Genomic DNA, 17,123 nt, shown 5'->3' with positions numbered 1-17,123 from the left:
GACGCACGAACGAGACACGGGATCCACCATGACCACCAGTGACCAGACCACGACCACGCACCCGCAGCACGATCCCTCCGACGATTCGGGGGGCCGCCTGCCGCAACTGTGGACGCGGACCCTGGGAGACCTCACCATCACCTATGTCCCCGATGCCGGCGTTCACATGATCCCCACGCGGGTCTACCCCGCCTCCGCCGACGAGGACTGGACGGACCACGGTCCCCACATGACGGACGCGGGCCACCTGGCCATGGGATGCGGCGCTCTGCTCGTCGAGCGTCGTGGGAAGCGCCTGCTCCTGGACGCCGGTCACGGCCGCATCTCGGGCGAGGACCCCGAACACTTCCAACACGGCTTCGACCACGTACGGACCCTCCCCGATCACTTGGGCCGCCTGGGCGTCGACCCGGCCACGCTGGAGACGGTCGCCTTCACCCATCTGCACGACGACCACACCGGATGGGCCCGGCCGGACGCCGTCGACGACGCACGCAGCCTGTTCCCCAACGCGCGCTGGATCGTCGGGGAAGGAGAACTGCAGGGCCTGGACCCCGCCTCCGGCCCACGGCTCGCCGGACAGAGCGAGCGGACCACAGCCGTCGCCGACGGAGCAGTGATCGCTGAGGGAGTACGTGCCTGGGCGCTGCCCGGACACACCACCGGGCACACGGCCTGGATCCTCGACACCGGTGACGGCCGCCGCATCGTGGCCTTCGGCGACGCCATGCATTCCCCAGTCCAGATCCAGCACCCCGACTGGGACGTCGTCCTCGACCACGACGGTGTCCAGGCCGAGCACTCACGCCGCCGCCTCGTGGAATTCCTGGCCCAGGACAACGTCTTCGGCTTCGGCGTACATTTCGCCGACCAGCAACTCGGCACCGTCGACGACATCGGCCAGTGGCGCCCTTGGGAGGCCGGGACGGACAACCGGTAAGCCTCACCCAGCGGGTTTCGGGGCATCCGACCGTGCCGCTGCCCGCATGCTGTCCTGCGCTGGTCACCCCCGGCCGCCTGCGTTGGTTGACCAGCGCGGTCGGGTCAGCCCGCGACGGGTGGCTTCGATGCTCCGGCGAACCGCGTTCTCCTCATCTGCGTCGCTTCGGAGGCGCGGTTGCAGCTCGACCGGTTTGCCGTCCATCCGTCGCGCATTCGGTCCTCATGACGTGGCCGAGTCGCCACCGGCCTCATCCTGGCCCCAACTCCCGCTGCGCATACAGGGGATCCGGCAACACCTCGATCGCCTCAGGTGCAAACTGGAACGGCCAAGGTGGCGAGTTTTCCCTCACCCGGCCGGATACGCGGAGCGCGGCCCACCATTTGCACAATGAGGGGTGGACCGGCACGCTGCGCATCCGGCGGGTCTGCCGGATGGAGTCGGCCGACGACGAGCGGGGCAGCGGAGTGAACCACCTCGGTCACCTGGCCATCGACGAAGCCTCCTGCCTGGTCGAGGCCGACCGCAAGAAGGCGTTCGCACAGTTGACAGCCGACATGCCGGAGCTGGCCCGCCGACTGACGGAAGCCGGCGTCCTGGAGGGCGCCAGTGGTGTGCGCTCACGGGTCCGACGGGTGAAGGGGACCCTGCAGGATTGGTCCGGCGGGTCACCAAGCTGCGCTGGAAGCTCACGCCGACCCGGCCGAGATCGCCGCGCTGAACAAGGTGGCCGACGGGTGCGGGTATGCCGCCGTCGCCTGCGAACCCGCCCCTTGAAGTACATCCAGGATCGGTCCGTGATCCGCTGGCGCTGAAAAGAAGCCGGCCCGGACAGTGCGGGCATGCCGTGGGTGGTGGCGCATTCCCGCGGCACCGCCCTCCACGGCCGGAAGTTTGGGCAGGCCACGGTGGTGGTGAGCGTGTGCCCTGTAGCCGGTCGGCGGCCGTGGGAACGGGTGGGTCCAGGCGGGGGTCTGTTCGGCCACCTGGCCGGTCTTTCCCGGGCCGGAGCAGTGTGTGGTGCCTTTGCGGGTGGTTTTCGGTGTCTGGCCGTGGGCCCGGATGGGGCGGCTGGGTGTAGGGGCGTGCTGGTCGGGTACCTGCGGCTGGGTACGACGCACGCGCAATTTGCGGGAGGTACTCATGGGCAAGCTGGGAGACATGGCGGGCAAGGCCAAGGAGATGGCCAAGGGCCACCCGGACCAGGCCGACAAGGGTGTTTCGGGCGCCGAGCGGCTCGTCGATGAACGTACGGGTGACAAGTACGACGCCCAGACCGACAAGGTGGCCGACGCGGCCCGCCGTTCCTACGGCAGCGACACGTCGCAGCGCTGACCCCTCGTTCCGGACATCGTGTGGCCCGGCGCGGTCGCGCCGGGCCACACGTCTGCGCAGGGGAGTCCTCCGTAGGAAGCTGCTGCGGTCAGGCCTGGGCCCTGTGGACCTTCCAGTCGGCGACGTTGGAGCTTCGGTTGAAGTAGGCGTTGGTGCAGATGTCGTACTTGCCTCCGGAGGTGGCGGCACTGCCGCCGTTGGTCTCCAGGAAGCCGCCGTTGTCGCCGTAGGTGTTCCAGAAATGGACCAGGTCGCCGATCCGGATGTTCTGGTCGGTCGGTGAGGAGGTCTGGGCGAAGATCCGCCAGCGGCCGGTCCCCGTTGCGCGGTCCCGGCTCTGGGACGTGGACACGTTGTACTTGCCGCCACTGTTCGCCTGATCGCTGCTGGCGCCGCCGTTGGTGTCGAGGTAACCGCCGTCGCCACCGTAGAGGTTGCGCAAATATACGAGGTCTCCGCTGGCAACGGTCTGACCGGTGGACTTGCCGGAAGCGGAGAGGATTTCCCAGGTTCCGGTGCCCTTCCCGCGCGCGGAGCTGTCAGCGGTTGACACCCCGAACTTGGCGCCCGACTCGGGGCTGCCCCCGTTGGTGTCCAGGTAGCCGCCCTGCCAGCTGTTGTAGCCGTTCTGCAGGTGGATCTGATCGCCGTACTTGAGCTCGTTCGCCATGTGGCTCTCCCTAGTCCCTCGAAGACGGTCGCAGATCCTGGCCTGTCGATGGCCGTACGCCCACGGGCGGCACGAATCGGTCCCGATATGTCGGCCTAGTAAGAAATGCCCGACACATCGGCTGCCCGGAAAGGACTGTAGAGCGGCTCAAAGGGCCCGGACAGTCGCATTCAGGGCAAGCTGTGGCAGCGAGAGAGCCACTCGCTAGTGCGGTGACCGGAAAGGTCAAGGGGTCGGCAGGGGGGGGAGGGGCCGGATGGGCGGTCCGAGGGGTCGGCAGTCCTGTCACAGGGCGGTGAGAGGATCACGCCGTGACGATCAACCTGCATGACTTCGACGGCAGCACTCGCTGACCTTGAATGCCGGCGGTTTGGCTGCCGATGTCGCTGTAGCTGCCGCCGGGCACGAGCCGAACGGGTACTTCTGGGTAGGTCTCGTGCAGTTCGCCTGGCCGGACATTGCCGAGGGGCTCGACTTCGACAGCGAGGGCGGCATGTTCTGCGCAGTCGGGAGTCCGAGTGACCTCGCACGACTCAAGGCGGCCCTTGAAGCCGTCATCACGAGCCCTGAGGCAGTCCACGACATCATTGCCCGTGCAGAGTCATCGGGCTTCGAGTTCGACGACTGAGGGCTGTCCCGTAAGCGATCTTCGACCGGTTGCGGTCAGAGTCCCTGTACACGGGCGACCGAGCCCTGATGGCAGGATGATCGCCCCGACGATCCTGAGGGGCCCTGCCCGTGCACACGCCTGCCGACTACCTCGAACTGGCGCATGCCGAGAACGACAGCGCCGTCCTGCATCGACTCGCGCGTTGTCCATACCCCTTCGTCTGGCAGGCGCTGGCCGCCAATCCCTCCACGGCGCCCGCCACGCTGCTGGAACTGAGCACGGCCCAAGACAGTGCCTGGAACGACAACAAGCTCCTTCGCCTGCTGTCGGAGCATCCGAGCGCGGACCACACAGTGCTGCAAGCCGTCCGTGACGCCGTGGCGGCGAAGCTAGCCGAAGGCGAACGACCCTATGCCGCTGTGCTCGCGCTGGCAGGACGGACGGAACTAGCGGCGGCAGAAGTGCGACAACTCGGGACTCTGCGTGGCGCTTCTGCGCGTCTGCGCAGTCAGCTGGACCGGCACCTCGGGCTCCGTACTTGACCCGTGTCCATCCCGGTCGGCCCCAAGTGGAACGATCTTGACGTGACTGCAGTGATCACGGCGTCGGTGCCGTCCTGGCCAGGCCCCTTCACCGGGCTGCGTCCGCGCTGCTTCGGCAGGCTGGTGACCGCCGTGCGGCGCGAGACCGCTACCGAGCTTCAGCGTGGGCGGCCCGGGGGGGTGCCCCTATCTCTTTGGTCAAGGGAAACGGGGCTGCGTTGGTTCGGGTAGGCGGGCAGCATGGCGGCATGGCTGATCTGCTGTGGGACGACGTGAGCTGCTTCTTCGATCCGGACTTGATGGGGTCACTGCCGGATGTGCGTGTTCCAGGGGCCTCGGTGGAGGACTGGCAGTCGGTCCTGGATCTTGTCGTTGAGCGGGGCTGGAAGTGCCAGTATTCCGAGGGCGAGGCGGTGCTTCCGGTGCCTCGTGCGGAGGTCGTGCCGGCCCGTCCTGCGGATGCCGAGTGCCCGAACCTGCAGGTCTGGCCGGTTGCCGGTGTGCTGGCGATTTTCCGGTTCTATGCCGACGATGAGATCGACTTCGACGTCAATCTGCGGGAGTTGCAGGGCCAGGAGCGTCTGGATGTTTTCTGCGGCTTCCTCCGTGAGATTGGGCGGCACTTGGGCAAGCCGGTGCTGATGGATCCGGAGAGCGACCCTGGGCATCCGGTGCTCGGGTTCGATGTCGAGACTGATCGAGTTGTCCTCCTCGCGGAGCCGTTGGTCAGGTGACCGCGGCCGTCGGCCGGGATTCGTAGAAGGTTCCGTCGCGGAGCATCGCGTAGAGCACGTCGGCTCGGCGTCTGGCGAGGCAAAGCAGGGCCTGGGTGTGGTGCTTCCCTTGGGCGATCTTCTTGTCGTGGTAGGTCCGCGACTCCGGGTCGCCCAGGGCCGCGAACGCGGAGAGGAAGAACGCCCGCTTGAGCTGCTTGTTTCCCCGCCGGGATGGTTGTTCACCGCGGATCGAGGACCCAGAACTGCGGGTCGCAGGCGCGAGTCCTGCGTAGGCGGCGAGGTGGCCTGCGGTCGGGAAGGTGCTGCCGTCACCGACCTCGATCAGGATGCGGGCTCCGGTCCTGACGCCGATGCCCGGCATCGACCTCAGGACCTTCGAAAGAGGGTGGGCCTCCGACAGGTCCTCGATCCGTGTGGCCAGCAGCTTGCGCTGATCCAGGACAGCGGTCAGCGATCCGGCCAGGCTCGGGACGATCAAAGCGGCCGCCTCGGTGCCGGGAACGGTGACGGTCTGCTCGCCCAGGGCGGCGAAGATGTCCTCGACCAGCCGCTCGGCCATCCTCGGCGCCTTCGGCCGCAGCAGCGTGACCAGGCGTCGTCGTCCGGCCTTGCGGATCTGGGACGGCGATCCGAACCGTTCCAACAGGGCGAGCACGGCGGGGTGTTGCAACCGCGGGCCGAGTACTCGCTCCAGCGACGGATGGATCTGGGTCAGCAGGCCGTGCAGCCGGTTCGCGACGCGGGTCGCTTCGCCGGCCAGGTCGTCGTCGAAGCCGGCGATCATCTCCAGCTCGGCGATCGTCTCGTCCTCGCCGTCGATGGCCCGCAGCGTGTGGGGCATCGCGCGGGCGGCGTCCGCGATGATGAACGCGTCCCTCGCATCAGTTTTCGCCTCGCCCGGGTAGAGGTCGGCGATCCGACGCATCGTCAGGCCCGGTAAGTAGGCGATGGGGCAGCCCAAGTCCCGCGCGACGGCCAGCGGCAGGGCGCCGATCGAGGCCGGCTGGTCGACCACGACCAGCACCGTTCCGTGCTTGGCCTGCAGCTTGGCGAACAGTTCGCGGAGTTTGGGTTCGGTGTTGGGCAGGCGTTTGTCGAAGGCTTTCTTCCCCGCCGGGGTGACGGCGGTGGCGTGGTGTTCGCCCTTGCCGACGTCCAGGCCGAGGAAGACGTCAATGTCGCCGGTGTCGATCACGTGCAGGCCCCTCCGCTCACGCTTTCGTCCGGCCTTGCCTCGGCATCGAGCTGCCACACCCACGTTACGGAGAGCTCTTCCGGCTCGGGTGAAGCCGATGCTCAAGCCCCTCATCAGCGGTCCGTCGATGCCTTCGGGCCCGGTGACACCACCCCCCGGATCATCAACCTCAACAAGGGGGGAAGTCATGCCGGACCCGAAGGCCGGTAGCCCCATTGCGGAGCCACGAAAAAGGTAACTGTGATAGTCGGGTCTGATGCAGGGTTGGGTGACAGGTTGACCTGCCCCACCATTTGGGCTCCAGGTTCGGTGACTAACTGGCAGCCGGGATGGTGTCGTTGTTCGAGAGTAGTTCGTACTCGATGGGGGTGCGGTAGCCCAGTGCTGAGTGCCGGCGCATCCGGCGCCCGGGCTGTGCTGCCGCTGGCGGAGGCGGTCGGCCGGCTCCCGGTCGCTGCCGAGCACCGGGCGGGCTACCAGCGGGACTTGTACAGCACTGGAACCGCGGCCTGACTACCGGGGACGGATGCGACAACCGCAAGGAAGTCATCCTGTCCGAAGCCATCGAGGTCCCGGAGGTGGCCGCGGGCTGCAAGCTGGCGGGCGGATCCTGGCGCAGCGCCTACGACGGCCTGCAGGTCACCGATGCCGCCCGGCTCGAAGTCGACCATTTCGTCCCGCTTGCCGAGGTCTTCGACTCCGAACAGACACTGTGGAGCGCCGCACGGCGCGAGGCCTACGCCAACGACCAGGACAGCCCCGACACACTGATCGCGGTCTCGGACGCCTCCAACCGGTCCAAGAGCGACAAAGACCCGGCCCAGAGGCTGCCCGCGAACACCTCCTACCACTGCGCCTACGCCCCGACCTGGGTCGCCACCAAACTCCGCTGGGACCTGACCGCCGACGACGCCGAACAACAGACCCTGCAGACGCTCGCCACGCAGTGCCCCGCCACCACCGTCGCTTACGAGCCAGCCCTGTGGCCGGGGACCCGTACCTGGTCAGACGTGCGCGGGGGTGCCCGCCCCCGGACTCCGGGTGAGCGCCCTTGGTCCTGCACTCCGGCCGGGTCTGGTGCTGTCCCGACGCGCGCGACCTTCTCGCAGCGAGGACAGCACACGAGGACAGCACACGAGGACAGACTCGAGGAAGTCGTGCTGCGTGGGTCCCGGAACCGACCGTGCGTGGAGATCGGACTCATCGGATCTGCGAGCCAAGCGCCGAAGGCTCCTACCGGATAGACCTCAAGCGCACCCACACCGACTCGGCTTCACGCATAGAGGTCCCGGTCGCGTCAGCACGCGCCTGAAAACCTGAGCGAGATGCAGTGAAATCTGCCGGCGCCCCGGGGTGCTCTGCTGAATGGCGAATCGCCATCCCATGTCGGGGCCCGGCCATGCAGGTGCGGACTGACGACCGAATCGGTTCGTAACTTCTTGCCCGGGGCGCACAGTTGGCTAAAGTCAGGTACATGCCAGAGGTCGACCCATCCGCGACCAACCCGAACGAGCCCTCCCCATCCTGGGCATCACCTACAAGCCCGACCTCAACGGAACTTGATCAAGCCCTGGCCTCGGTCCCCTTCGACGTCCGCGACCGACTCGGCGAGATCACCGCGCCGACCGTGGTGATCGCGGGTCGGCACGATTTCATCTGCGGCCCGCGCTGGGCCGTGCTGCTGCGGGACGGCATTCCCGGGGCCCGGTTGACCGTGCTCGAACACAGCGGCCACTTCGGCCACATCGAGCGGCCGGCGCAGTTCACCCGCGCGATCACCGAGTTGCTTCCGAACCAGTCCTGAGGCGGCCGCGCACAGTTGTCCGTCCGCTCAAGGACTCCCGTCGAATGGCGAGTCGTACGAACGCCGGGTGGTACGAAGCCGTCGAACGAACGATGGCCGACACCGGTCGCCCCCACCAGGCACCGGGGGTCTCAGCATGCCGGGGGTTGCCGGGTCTTCCGCCGAAGCGGCGGAAGACCCGTGCGGGTTCGCGGCCGACGCCGCGTCCGCAGACTTCGGACGGCTCCCCGCGCCGGCCGGCGCCGAGGACGTGCTCCGTCCCACCCCCGCCCGTACGGAGTTCGCGAGTGATGTGCTGAGGCTGCTTGAGGCCGGGGGCAGGGGTGTAGAGGAACTCACTCCCCGGTACTTCGGTGTGGACGGGAAGGGGCGTGAAGTCCTCTCACTCACGTACATACCCATCCGGATAGGCCGGTCAGGAGTCGGTGGCGGTTGGGTCAGCGATCGATCCAGCGCATCCGTCAGGGGATGCCTGGGTCTGTTGGTCGGCCCAGCCGGTGCCGTTGTTGCGGCGGTACTCGGTGGAGTTGGCCGTGTGGGCGCCGCAGGATGGGGCGCATGAGTCTGCCGATCGTCACGCACCGGGTGGAGTTCCTGCGCCACCCCCACCCCGGCTACCCGCACCTGACGGCCTGGGGCATCCGGATCGACGGCACCGACCTGCGAGTCCTGGTCGCGGAGGCAACGCGCGAACTGTGGAATCGGGAACTCGTCGAGGACGACGACACCCCGCAGGAGCGCGAGGAGTTCCTGCTGGGCCAGCACGCCCCGCTGCACCTGGGACGACGACCCCGATGGCGCCCGAGCCCGGGCCCATTTCCTGGGCGACGCCCCGCCGGAACTCCGTCACCGCAACACCGGGGCCTTGTGCCTGATGGGCTGCTCCTGCGGGATCGACGCCTGCTGGCCCCTGCTCGCCAATGTCCGCGCCACGGCGACGGAGGTCGTCTGGTCCGGCTTCCACCAGCCCTGCCGACCGGAGTGGGGCGAACTGCCCCTGGGCCCCTACGTCTTCCCACGCCCGTCCTACGACGAGGCCCTGGCGGCGCCGGTCCCGCTCACCCAGGACCCTCTTGCCCCGCTGCTGGGGGAGGAGTAGTCGCCGACAGGGGGCCGACGTCGTCGTGAGCGGCCGCCACCGCGGGCCGAGCCGCCACGGGTGACCGATCCCAGTGCACCCCCGTGATTGAAGAGTTGCTGTCCAGGGCCCTGCTCGTGCGCGATCGCAGCGTGCCGCGCGACGTCATCCCTCTCTCCCAGACGGACCACACCCGTGGCAGCGGCCCCCTGGCACGCAGCAGCGCTTCAACGAGGCCGCCGAGGACCTGCGGTCCCTGTGCGAAGCGCAGGTCGTGCACACTTCCGCCTCCGCGGTCGCGGACTTCGTCACCGAACAGGTCCCCCAGCCGCGCAGCGCTCTCGTCCTGGCTTGCCTGCTGCAGCTCACCGAGACCAGCGACGGCGCCCGTTCCTGGTGGGAGTACGCCGCCGGGGCCGGAACGACGGTTGATCTTGGTCGACAACTCGTCTGCCAGGAGCTTCGCCGTTCTGCAGACCCGTCCAACTCGCACCCGTCCGCGTCAGGTTGGAAGAGCCTCAGTGTGATCCAGTAGCGCCGTACCGGGCCGTGCTCGGTGTCCCGAATTCCCTCGAAGACGCCGCCGTGCCGCTCCATCGTCTTCACCGAGGCGACATTGTCGACTGCACAGACGAGTAGCGCCCGGTCCAAGCCGAGTGTCCGTGCCTCATCGAGCGTCAGGCCCAGTGCCCAGGTGGCCGGCCCACGGCGCCGCGCGGACGGCCGGATGCCATGTCCGATGTGGCCGAACTGCCGCACATAATCGTTGAGCCCCGAACCGCGAGGCTATTCCGCCGAGTATTTGGTCGTGCTCGACGATCCATCGATACCTCCGACTGATCTGGTCAGCCCCCGCCGGCGGATTCGGAGCCATCTCCTGGGTGAGCCGCGTCACCCAAGCCTCAAATCCGCTGGGGGAGTGCACGGGTCCGTATACAACTCGACTCGTCAGCCTCTTCTCCCGTCGCGTTGATCTGCGTCCACCACCCCGGAATATTTCTTTCCGTAAAATCTCATCTCACATTCTGAGCATCCGTGGTGGGCTCCGCTATAACCCTAGGCGTCCCGAGCAGAAAAGTGAAGCTTTCAGTAAGGGTTGGGCAAAACTTCAGAAAAGGTTTCGCTAAAGGTCGTATGTTTCGCTGGGTCGTATGATTGTTTCCCTCGGTGCGTGCGCGTAGGTGGCGACTGTATATTTGATCAGGCCTACCACGGTCCGGTGGGTTCATGATGCTAGGGGGAGCGCAGCATGGCAATCACTGAGCAGCAACGAAAAGAACTCGCCGCATTCCTTAGGAATCGGCGAGAACGGCTCACGCCGGACGTCGTTGGCATCAAGAATTCATATGGGCGTCGCCGTACCCCGGGCTTACGCAGAGAGGAGCTCGCTCAACTCGCGGGCGTGAGTGTGACCTGGTACACGTGGCTCGAACAGGCCCGGAAGATCAGGGTGTCGAGCCAGGTCCTCAACGGCCTCGCGCGAGCCCTTCGACTCGATACGACTGAAACCGGGCATCTTTTCCGTCTTGCCGGTGAACTGATACCCGCGGTACCGGCGCCGTGTTCTCGGGAAGATATCCCTGAGCAGTATTTGACATTCCTTGAGTTCCAGGATCCGCTCCCCGCCTTTATCGTCAATCATCGCTTCGACGTGCTGGCCTGGAATCTAGGATTCTGTGCACTGTTTCCGTATTTTGAATCGCTGGAGCAGTGTCGACGCAACAGTCTTGTGATGACGTTCGACAAACGGGCCAGGGAAATGCATCCAGACTGGGAGCAGGATGCCCTCGAGGCCGTCGCATTGTTCCGCGCTCAGGCCGCCGATCGACTCACCCATCCCGCATATGCGAAACTGATCGACGACCTGCAGGGGGAGTTCCCGGAATTCCGGGAACTGTGGGAGCGGCTTGATCTCGCGCCGCCCGTCCCCTCGGTACGCTGCTTCGACCATCCGACCCTCGGCCGGATCGAACTCGGCTATGTGAAGTTGCGGCTCGCTGGCGCTGACGCGACTCTTGTCGTCTACCAGCCCGTCCTGGACGGCCGCCTGCTGGCCCGCTTCCGAGATCTGGTCGAGGAGCGGATCAGAATACGACTGCGGTCGGCCGGGGGCTCAGTCGGACGCCCGTACCGACAGAGCGTGACGGAAGACTTGCTGCGGATCCCAGACAGCCTTGATCCGCTGGAGCCGGGAGTAGTTCCCTTTGAAGTACAGCGCGTGCCAAGGAACTCCTGAGCTGTTCCACCGTGGATCGGCCAGATCCACGTCCGGATAGTTGATGTACGACCCGTCGGTGTGGGCGTCGGAGACGGGTACACCACCTGTCTCCGCGTACAAATCCCGGTAGAGCTCGCGGAGTCGCCGGATGTGGCGCTCGTCGTCGTCGGGGTCCGTCCAGTACGTCCCGAGGTAGCTCTTGAGGACCGAATCTCGCTGGGCGACGACGGTCGCCGCCGGGTCCACGGCGTTGACCTGCCTGCCGTACGAGAACAGCACCACGGTCGTGTGACCGTCATAGCCGGGATCGGAAAGGTACCGGAACAACAGCCCCGTCTCCGCGTCGGAATAGGGCCGGCGCAGATAGGCACCCTTGCTCTTGGAGCGCGTCAACTCCCCGCGGTTCTCCACGTCCCGCTGGGTGGCCCGTAGCCACGGCATTGCGATGTAGGTGACCCGGCACGGGGTCCGCACACCGCTGCCGACCGCCGCGATGTAGTCCTCGAGTCGCCCGCGCGCACCGGGCTCCGAACTGTCCAGCTGGGCGCTGAGAGTGATCCGGCCCACCGCGCGCTGGTTGAGGTAGAGCGCGCTGTACAAGCTCTCGTACGCCGGATCCGTGCTGTCCTCCTGGCGGTGCCAGCGGCCGTGATTGCGGACGAGCTGCGCGAAGTCCTGTTCGCCCAGCGACTCCCAGGGCCATTCGGCGGTGGCGAAGAGGACCGTTTCCGGAGGCCTGGGCAGTAGGTCCTGCGGCGCGTCCGTCACGGCCTGAGGCGACCGGAACCAATACCGCGTGACCACACCGAAGTTGCCGCCGCCGGCACCGGTGTGCGCCCACCACAGAGCGTGGTGGGGGTCGGCCGGATCCCGTGAGGCCACCACCGTGCGGGCTTCACCCGCACCGTCGGCGACCACCACCTCCACCGCCTCCAGGTGATCGACGATCAGCCCGTGTCGCCGACACAGCGCGCCGAAGCCGCCGCCCTGGACATAGCCGCCGAGCCCGACCGACGGGCAGGTGCCACCGGGCACGGTGACACCCCAGTTCAGGTACAGCGAGCGGTAGACGGAGCCGAGCAGCGCCCCCGCGCCGATGCCGAAGGCCCGCCGCCCCGGGTCGTACGTCACGTCGTTCAGATCGGACAGGTCGAGCAGCGTACGCACTGCCGGATCGTCCACCAGGCCCTCCAGGCCATGGCCGCCACCGCGGACTGCGAGCCGAGATCCGGCGCGGACAGCGGCGGTGACCGCTTGGCGCACGTCCTCTGCCGTACCCGGCACGTATACGCGGTCCGGACGACCGGCGAAGCGCGTGTTGCGCGAGCGCGTGGTCAGCGAGAGATAGCGATGATCGGTGCGGGTGATTGCGGGCACGCTCAGCGTAGGAATCGGTGGCGTCGCGTGTGCGCCGGGAGCGACCGCGTCGGAATCGGGAGTGTCGGAGGAAGACGCGCCGGCAACGGACACGCCGGGCCCAGATATGTCAGGCATCGGTGGCCGCAGCCGCCTTTCGTGAGGTCACGGTGCGGCGCACGGCCGCGTAGCCGAGGAGCAGGAGCAGGGCGCAGCCACCCGCCAGGCAGCCGAGCAGGGATGTCGCCGGCCAGCCGCCATGCGCCCAAAGTGGCCCCGTCAGCGCGGAGCCCGCCGCACCGCCCAGGAAGTAGCAGGTCATGTAGACGGTCGTGACACGGCTGCGCATTTCGTCACCGACCTGTCCGAAGACCGCTGTCTGGTTGGAGATGTGCGAGGCCTGGACCGCGAAATCGATGAGGACGATCGCCGTGCCGAGCACGAGCAGCGAGGACGACAGGGCCGCCACCACGGCGAAGGACACGGCGATGAGCGCGAAAGCGGCTGCGCTGACGGCTCGCTGGCGCCCCCGGTCGGCGAACCTGCCCGCGAGATTGGCGCCGAGTGCGCCTCCCGCGCCGAGCAGCCCCGTCGCGCCGATGGCCGCGGAGCCGTAATCGTAGGGGGCTTGGATCAGCCGGAGTGGCACGGCGGTCCACAGCACGGTGAACGCCGCGAAGCCCAGGGCGCCGTACAGGCAGCGCTCCACGATCACCGGCTGGGCGCGCACGAGGGCGAACAGCGAGCCGATGAGCCGGGCGTACGTGCGTGCCGTCAGCGGTGCCCGGGCAGGCTGTGCGGGCAGGATGCGGCGCAGCAGCGCGCAGACTGCAAGCATCATGACCGCGGCGCCCCAGAACACGGCTCGCCAGTCGACGAGGTCCGCGACCACCCCGGCGAAGGTCCGGCACAGCAGCGCGCCGAGGATGACCCCGGTCATGACGGTGCCCACCACCTGGCCGCGTCGCTCGGGTGGCGCCATGCCCGCGGCCTGCGGAACGATCACCATGGCGGCGACGCTTACCAGGCCCAGCAGGAAAAAGAGCCAGCCGAGAAGCGCGTCGTCGGCCCACGGGATCACCGCAAGCACCGTGGCCGCCGTGGTCACCAGGAAGGTGAGCAGCCGTCGGCGGTCGACGGCGTCGCCCAGCGGCACCAGAGCGAACAGCCCGAGCGCGTAGCCGGCCTGAGTGGCGGAGACGCACGAGGTGAGCGAGCCGGGCGCCCGGTGCAGGGACGCCGCGAGCTCGGGCAGGATCGGCTGTAAGTAGTAGAGGTTGGCCACGCACAGTCCGCAGGCGGCCGCGAGCAGCAGGACGGTGAGCCGGCCTGCTTGCGGCCGTGGCGGTGCGACGGGTCCCGCAAGTCCCGTCGCACCGCCACGTGCCGCCTTGCTCACAGCGTGCCGCCGCCATCGACGTGCAGCACCGCACCGGTTACGAAGGTGTTCTGCAGCAGGTGGAGCACCGATGCTGCGACATCGTCAGGCTGCCCGACGCGCCTTACGGGCGTGCCCTGCGCGGTCTGCTCGAAGAGGCCCGCGCGGGCATCGTCGGGCAGGAAGGACCACAGCGGGGTGTCGATCAGACCGCCGACAACGACGTTGACGCGCACCGGCGCGAGTTCGACGGCGAGCGAGCGTCCCATGCCGCCGATGCCCGCGTTGGCCGCGGCTGTTGCGCTCATGTCGGCGTATGACTTGAAGCCCGCCGCACCGGCGATCAGCACGATCGAGCCCTGTTCCGAGATCTTCTTCCCTGCGTGCCGGACGCTCAGGAGCTGGCCGACGATTTTGGTGTCGAGAGCGGCCCGCACGGAATCGAGGGAAACGTCGTAGACGGAGCCGACGGCCATGTCACCGGGGCAGACGACGAGGTGGTCAAGGGAGCCGATGCCGGCGAAAAAGGATCGAACGCTGTCCTCGTCGGTCACATCCACGACGCCGGTGGTGATGCCCTCGATCTCCTTGGCGGTCTGCTCCAGCTTGTCCTGTGAGCGGGAGCCGACGACGACCTGCGCGCCGACGGCCGCGGCCTGACGGGCAACCGCCTTGCCGATACCGGAAGAACCACCGATCACCACGATGCGGGTGCCGGACAACGAGGCGGGGGAAGCGGGGGAAATGGGGGAAATGGACAAGGTCGTCTCCTGGTCATGAGCGAATGAGTGCTGTCGGCCAGGACGAAGGTGAGGCTGAGGACCCGGCCGGGAAAGACGCTGTCAGCTCGCGGGAAGGGCAGGGAGACGAGGAATCATGCTAGTTGGAACAGCACCTGGTTAGGTCCTCGCGGCCGCGCCACCATGGGGTGTCGTCAGGTCCACCAGTCGGCCTGGCGCAACGGCTGATATTCCGAGGCGGTTCTTTGTGACTACGGAAAGTCCACTCCCGCACGATCAGATACCAACGGTCTGTGGCCCGGTTGCCGCGGCGGAACTGGGTATCACACTCGCGCATGAGCATCTCTTCGTGCTGAGTTCCGAGTTCCAGTCGAACTTCCCGCACCTGTGGGACCGCGAAGCCGGAGTGCGTGAGGCGGTGCGTCAGCTGGAACGGGCGTACGCGGCCGGGGTGCGGACCCTGGTGGACATGACGGTGCTCGGCCAGGGCCGTGACGTAGGTCTGGTGCGTGCGGTCGCCGAGCAGACGCCGGTGCACATCGTTGTGGCCACCGGCGTCTACAGCGTTGACGGCATCCCACTCTTCGCCCGATTCCGCGGTCCCGGTACACCCATCGAGTCGGAGGACCCACTGATCGAGCTGCTCCTGGGCGACATCACCACGGGCATCGCGGGCAGCGATGTGCGGGCGGGACTGGTGAAGTTCGCCTGTGAGCGCACCCCGCCCGATGCGGCCGCCCACCGGATGGCTGCCGTCGTCGCTGAGGTGCACCGGCAGACCGGTGTCCCCGTGGTCGTGCACTGCGACCCCTTCGAAGGCAACGGCACCGAGTTGGTACGTCTCCTGGAAAAGGAGGGCGTGGCCGCGGGCTCCGTAGTCGTGGCGCACGCTGGGGACTCCGCCGACCTCGAGGGGCTGCGTGCCCTCGCGGACACTGGCTGCATGCTCGGTTATGACCGGTACGGCATGACGCCCTTCGCCCCCGATGAGCAGCGCAACGCCACCCTCGCCGCACTCGTACGGGCCGGCCACATCGCTCAGTTGCTCGTCTCGCAGGACCACCCGGTGCACATCGACTACCTGACGGCCGAGCAGCGAGAACGCGTGTACCCGGGCTGGAGCTATGTGCATCTCCTCGAGCGTGCACTGCCGCAGCTCCTCAACGAGCCCGGCATCGACGAGGGCGCCGTGCATACCCTCCTTGTCGACAACCCGCGGCGGCTGCTCTCCCGAATCGCCGCGCCTCAGCCCACCGACACGCGTCCGGAGGTGCGGGATGCCGCTTGAGCCCTGGCAGGAGCTGGAGGCTGAGCTGCTCATCGATGACGACGCGGTCAAGTGTTGGGTGGAGACCGTTCCGCCCGGCGAGCAACGGCCCGCTCACACCCACCGCCACCCCTGGGTGACCGTCGTGCTCTCCGGGGCGCACGGTGAATCCCTGGACGAGAACGGTGAGCTGATCAAGTCCGTGTCGCTGGAGACGGGCCAGGTGGTGCACAACCGCGGCGAGTCCCTGCCCATGCGGCATTACGTCCACAACCTTTCCGACCAGACCCTCGTCATGGTTGCCATCGAACTCCGCACGCCCACGGCGCCGGAGGAAGGACCGAGTTCATGAGTCGACACGAGCGGCGAGCGGAGCAGAACGGCGAAGGACAGCCGCAGCCGGGCGCACCCGCGCTGATCACAGGGGCAACCTCCGGCCTCGGCCGGAGCCTCGCACGGCACCTCGCCGGCCGCGGCTGGACCGTTTTGGTGCACGGCAGGGATGGCGACAAGTGTGACGCGGTCGTCAAGGAGCTGCACGAGGCGGGCGGCACGGCCTACCCCTACCTCGCCGACCTGTCCTCGCTGGGCGAGGCCGCCGAACTCGGCAGGAGAGTGGCAGCCGAGCATCCTTCGCTGGGGCTGCTCGTGAACAACGCAGGCGTGGGCGCGGGGCGGGACGCGCACTGTCGGGAGGTGAGCCGTGACGGTTACGAACTGCGGTTCGCGGTCAACTATTTGGCGCCGGTTCTCCTCACCCGCGCGCTGCGCGCCCCGCTGCGCGCAGCCGCCTCGGCCCAGGTGCTCAACATCGGGTCGATCGGGCAGAGCCCTGTAGACCCGGATGACGTCCAGTTCACCCGGGGCTACGACGGCATGGAGGCCTACACGCGCAGCAAGTTCGCGCTCGCGGCCTTCACGTTCACCATCGCCGAGGAGTACGCGTGCGATGGCATCCGGGTCAACTGCGTGCACCCCGCGAACTACATGGATACCGCGATGGTCACCGAAGCGGGGGTGCGCCCCTGGTCCTCCGTGGAGGACGGGACCAGGGCCGTTCTGCACGCCATCGACGAGGGCGCGCGGGGCGCGAGCGGCCACTACTACAACGAGAGCCGCCGGGAGAAGGCGCACCGCCTCGCCTACGCCGTCGAAACCCAGCAGCGGCTCGCCTCGCTCACCGACCAGCTCATCGTTCCGCCGAGGCTGGGGTGGGCGCCGAATCCGGGCAGCCAGTAGACGACGGGGAAGCG

At 67.7% G+C, this 17,123-nt stretch carries 17 protein-coding genes and 2 pseudogenes; 13 read left to right on the top strand and 6 right to left on the bottom strand.

What is annotated here, in order from left to right; genetic code table 11:
- The first annotated feature begins 28 nt into the window (after positions 1-28).
- Positions 29-940, top strand: coding sequence for an MBL fold metallo-hydrolase (locus tag AB0J02_RS40890; protein WP_363198998.1), 912 nt, complete (start codon positions 29-31; stop codon positions 938-940).
- A 1,143-nt stretch (positions 941-2,083) separates the two neighbouring features.
- Positions 2,084-2,275, top strand: coding sequence for an antitoxin (locus AB0J02_RS40885; RefSeq protein ID WP_363198997.1), 192 nt, complete (start codon positions 2,084-2,086; stop codon positions 2,273-2,275).
- A gap of 88 nt (positions 2,276-2,363) precedes the next feature.
- Here the strand turns inward: AB0J02_RS40885 and AB0J02_RS40880 are convergent, their stop codons facing one another.
- Positions 2,364-2,945, bottom strand: coding sequence for a hypothetical protein (locus tag AB0J02_RS40880; RefSeq protein ID WP_363198996.1), 582 nt, complete (start codon positions 2,943-2,945; stop codon positions 2,364-2,366).
- A gap of 355 nt (positions 2,946-3,300) precedes the next feature.
- Between AB0J02_RS40880 and AB0J02_RS40875 the strand changes: the two genes are divergently transcribed.
- The 3 genes from AB0J02_RS40875 to AB0J02_RS40865 all read left to right on the top strand — a co-directional run bounded on the left by AB0J02_RS40875 (position 3,301) and on the right by AB0J02_RS40865 (position 4,831).
- Positions 3,301-3,573: an Imm51 family immunity protein gene (locus tag AB0J02_RS40875; RefSeq protein WP_363198995.1), complete on the top strand. Its 273-nt coding sequence runs from the start codon at positions 3,301-3,303 to the stop codon at positions 3,571-3,573.
- Between the two features lie 110 nt (positions 3,574-3,683).
- Positions 3,684-4,097: a hypothetical protein gene (locus AB0J02_RS40870; protein WP_363198994.1), complete on the top strand. Its 414-nt coding sequence runs from the start codon at positions 3,684-3,686 to the stop codon at positions 4,095-4,097.
- Between the two features lie 248 nt (positions 4,098-4,345).
- Positions 4,346-4,831, top strand: coding sequence for a hypothetical protein (locus AB0J02_RS40865; RefSeq protein WP_363198993.1), 486 nt, complete (start codon positions 4,346-4,348; stop codon positions 4,829-4,831).
- On the opposite strand, the gene AB0J02_RS40860 is transcribed toward AB0J02_RS40865, so the two are convergent.
- Complete coding sequence (locus tag AB0J02_RS40860; protein WP_363199022.1) at positions 4,824-6,026, bottom strand: IS110 family transposase; 1,203 nt, start codon at positions 6,024-6,026, stop codon at positions 4,824-4,826. The genes AB0J02_RS40865 and AB0J02_RS40860 overlap by 8 nt on opposite strands.
- A 581-nt stretch (positions 6,027-6,607) precedes the next feature.
- Between AB0J02_RS40860 and AB0J02_RS40855 the strand changes: the two genes are divergently transcribed.
- The 4 genes from AB0J02_RS40855 (at position 6,608) to AB0J02_RS40840 (ending at position 9,446) form a co-directional block, all read left to right on the top strand.
- Entirely contained in the window at positions 6,608-7,273 is a 666-nt protein-coding gene (locus AB0J02_RS40855; protein ID WP_363198992.1) for an HNH endonuclease family protein, read from the top strand.
- Between the two features lie 230 nt (positions 7,274-7,503).
- The gene (locus AB0J02_RS40850) at positions 7,504-7,833 is read left to right on the top strand and encodes an alpha/beta hydrolase (RefSeq protein ID WP_363198991.1); all 330 of its coding nucleotides are present in this window, start codon (positions 7,504-7,506) and stop codon (positions 7,831-7,833) included.
- 874 nt (positions 7,834-8,707) lie between these two features.
- Entirely contained in the window at positions 8,708-8,932 is a 225-nt protein-coding gene (locus AB0J02_RS40845) for a hypothetical protein (protein ID WP_363198990.1), read from the top strand.
- A gap of 253 nt (positions 8,933-9,185) precedes the next feature.
- Positions 9,186-9,446 (top strand): hypothetical protein, encoded by a 261-nt coding sequence (locus tag AB0J02_RS40840; RefSeq protein WP_363199023.1) that lies wholly within the window; start codon positions 9,186-9,188, stop codon positions 9,444-9,446.
- Positions 9,447-9,553: 107 nt separating this feature from the next.
- Here the strand turns inward: AB0J02_RS40840 and AB0J02_RS40835 are convergent.
- Positions 9,554-9,670, bottom strand: a pseudogene (locus tag AB0J02_RS40835) (GNAT family N-acetyltransferase); the annotation flags it as partial.
- Positions 9,671-10,160: 490 nt separating this feature from the next.
- On the opposite strand from AB0J02_RS40835, the pseudogene AB0J02_RS40830 reads away from it, so the two are divergent.
- Positions 10,161-10,931 (top strand): annotated as a pseudogene (locus AB0J02_RS40830) (helix-turn-helix transcriptional regulator); the annotation flags it as partial.
- Between the two features lie 93 nt (positions 10,932-11,024).
- On the opposite strand, the gene AB0J02_RS40825 reads toward AB0J02_RS40830, so the two are convergent.
- The 3 genes from AB0J02_RS40825 to AB0J02_RS40815 form a co-directional block, all read right to left on the bottom strand.
- The gene (locus tag AB0J02_RS40825) at positions 11,025-12,506 is read right to left on the bottom strand and encodes an FAD-binding oxidoreductase (RefSeq protein WP_363198989.1); all 1,482 of its coding nucleotides are present in this window, start codon (positions 12,504-12,506) and stop codon (positions 11,025-11,027) included.
- Between the two features lie 109 nt (positions 12,507-12,615).
- A complete protein-coding gene (locus AB0J02_RS40820) occupies positions 12,616-13,884 on the bottom strand; it encodes an MFS transporter (protein ID WP_363198988.1) in 1,269 nt (422 codons plus the stop codon).
- Positions 13,881-14,624: an SDR family oxidoreductase gene (locus tag AB0J02_RS40815; protein WP_363198987.1), complete on the bottom strand. Its 744-nt coding sequence runs from the start codon at positions 14,622-14,624 to the stop codon at positions 13,881-13,883. The genes AB0J02_RS40820 and AB0J02_RS40815 overlap by 4 nt, the downstream gene beginning before the upstream one ends.
- Positions 14,625-14,850: 226 nt before the next feature.
- Between AB0J02_RS40815 and AB0J02_RS40810 the strand changes: the two genes are divergently transcribed.
- The 3 genes from AB0J02_RS40810 to AB0J02_RS40800 are packed head-to-tail and all read left to right on the top strand — an operon-like array spanning position 14,851 to position 17,109.
- The gene (locus tag AB0J02_RS40810) at positions 14,851-15,891 is read left to right on the top strand and encodes a phosphotriesterase-related protein (RefSeq protein WP_363198986.1); all 1,041 of its coding nucleotides are present in this window, start codon (positions 14,851-14,853) and stop codon (positions 15,889-15,891) included.
- The gene (locus tag AB0J02_RS40805; protein WP_363198985.1) at positions 15,881-16,222 is read left to right on the top strand and encodes a cupin domain-containing protein; all 342 of its coding nucleotides are present in this window, start codon (positions 15,881-15,883) and stop codon (positions 16,220-16,222) included. Before AB0J02_RS40810 ends, AB0J02_RS40805 begins: the two co-directional genes overlap by 11 nt.
- Positions 16,219-17,109, top strand: a complete 891-nt coding sequence (locus AB0J02_RS40800; RefSeq protein ID WP_363198984.1) for an SDR family NAD(P)-dependent oxidoreductase — start codon at positions 16,219-16,221, stop codon at positions 17,107-17,109. The genes AB0J02_RS40805 and AB0J02_RS40800 overlap by 4 nt, the downstream gene beginning before the upstream one ends.
- Positions 17,110-17,123: the final 14 nt, after the last annotated feature.

Origin of the sequence: Streptomyces sp. NPDC050264, from assembly GCF_040655895.1 — a bacterium.
Classification (GTDB): Bacteria; Actinomycetota; Actinomycetes; order Streptomycetales; family Streptomycetaceae; genus Streptomyces.
This window is presented reverse-complemented; position numbering and strand designations above follow the sequence as displayed.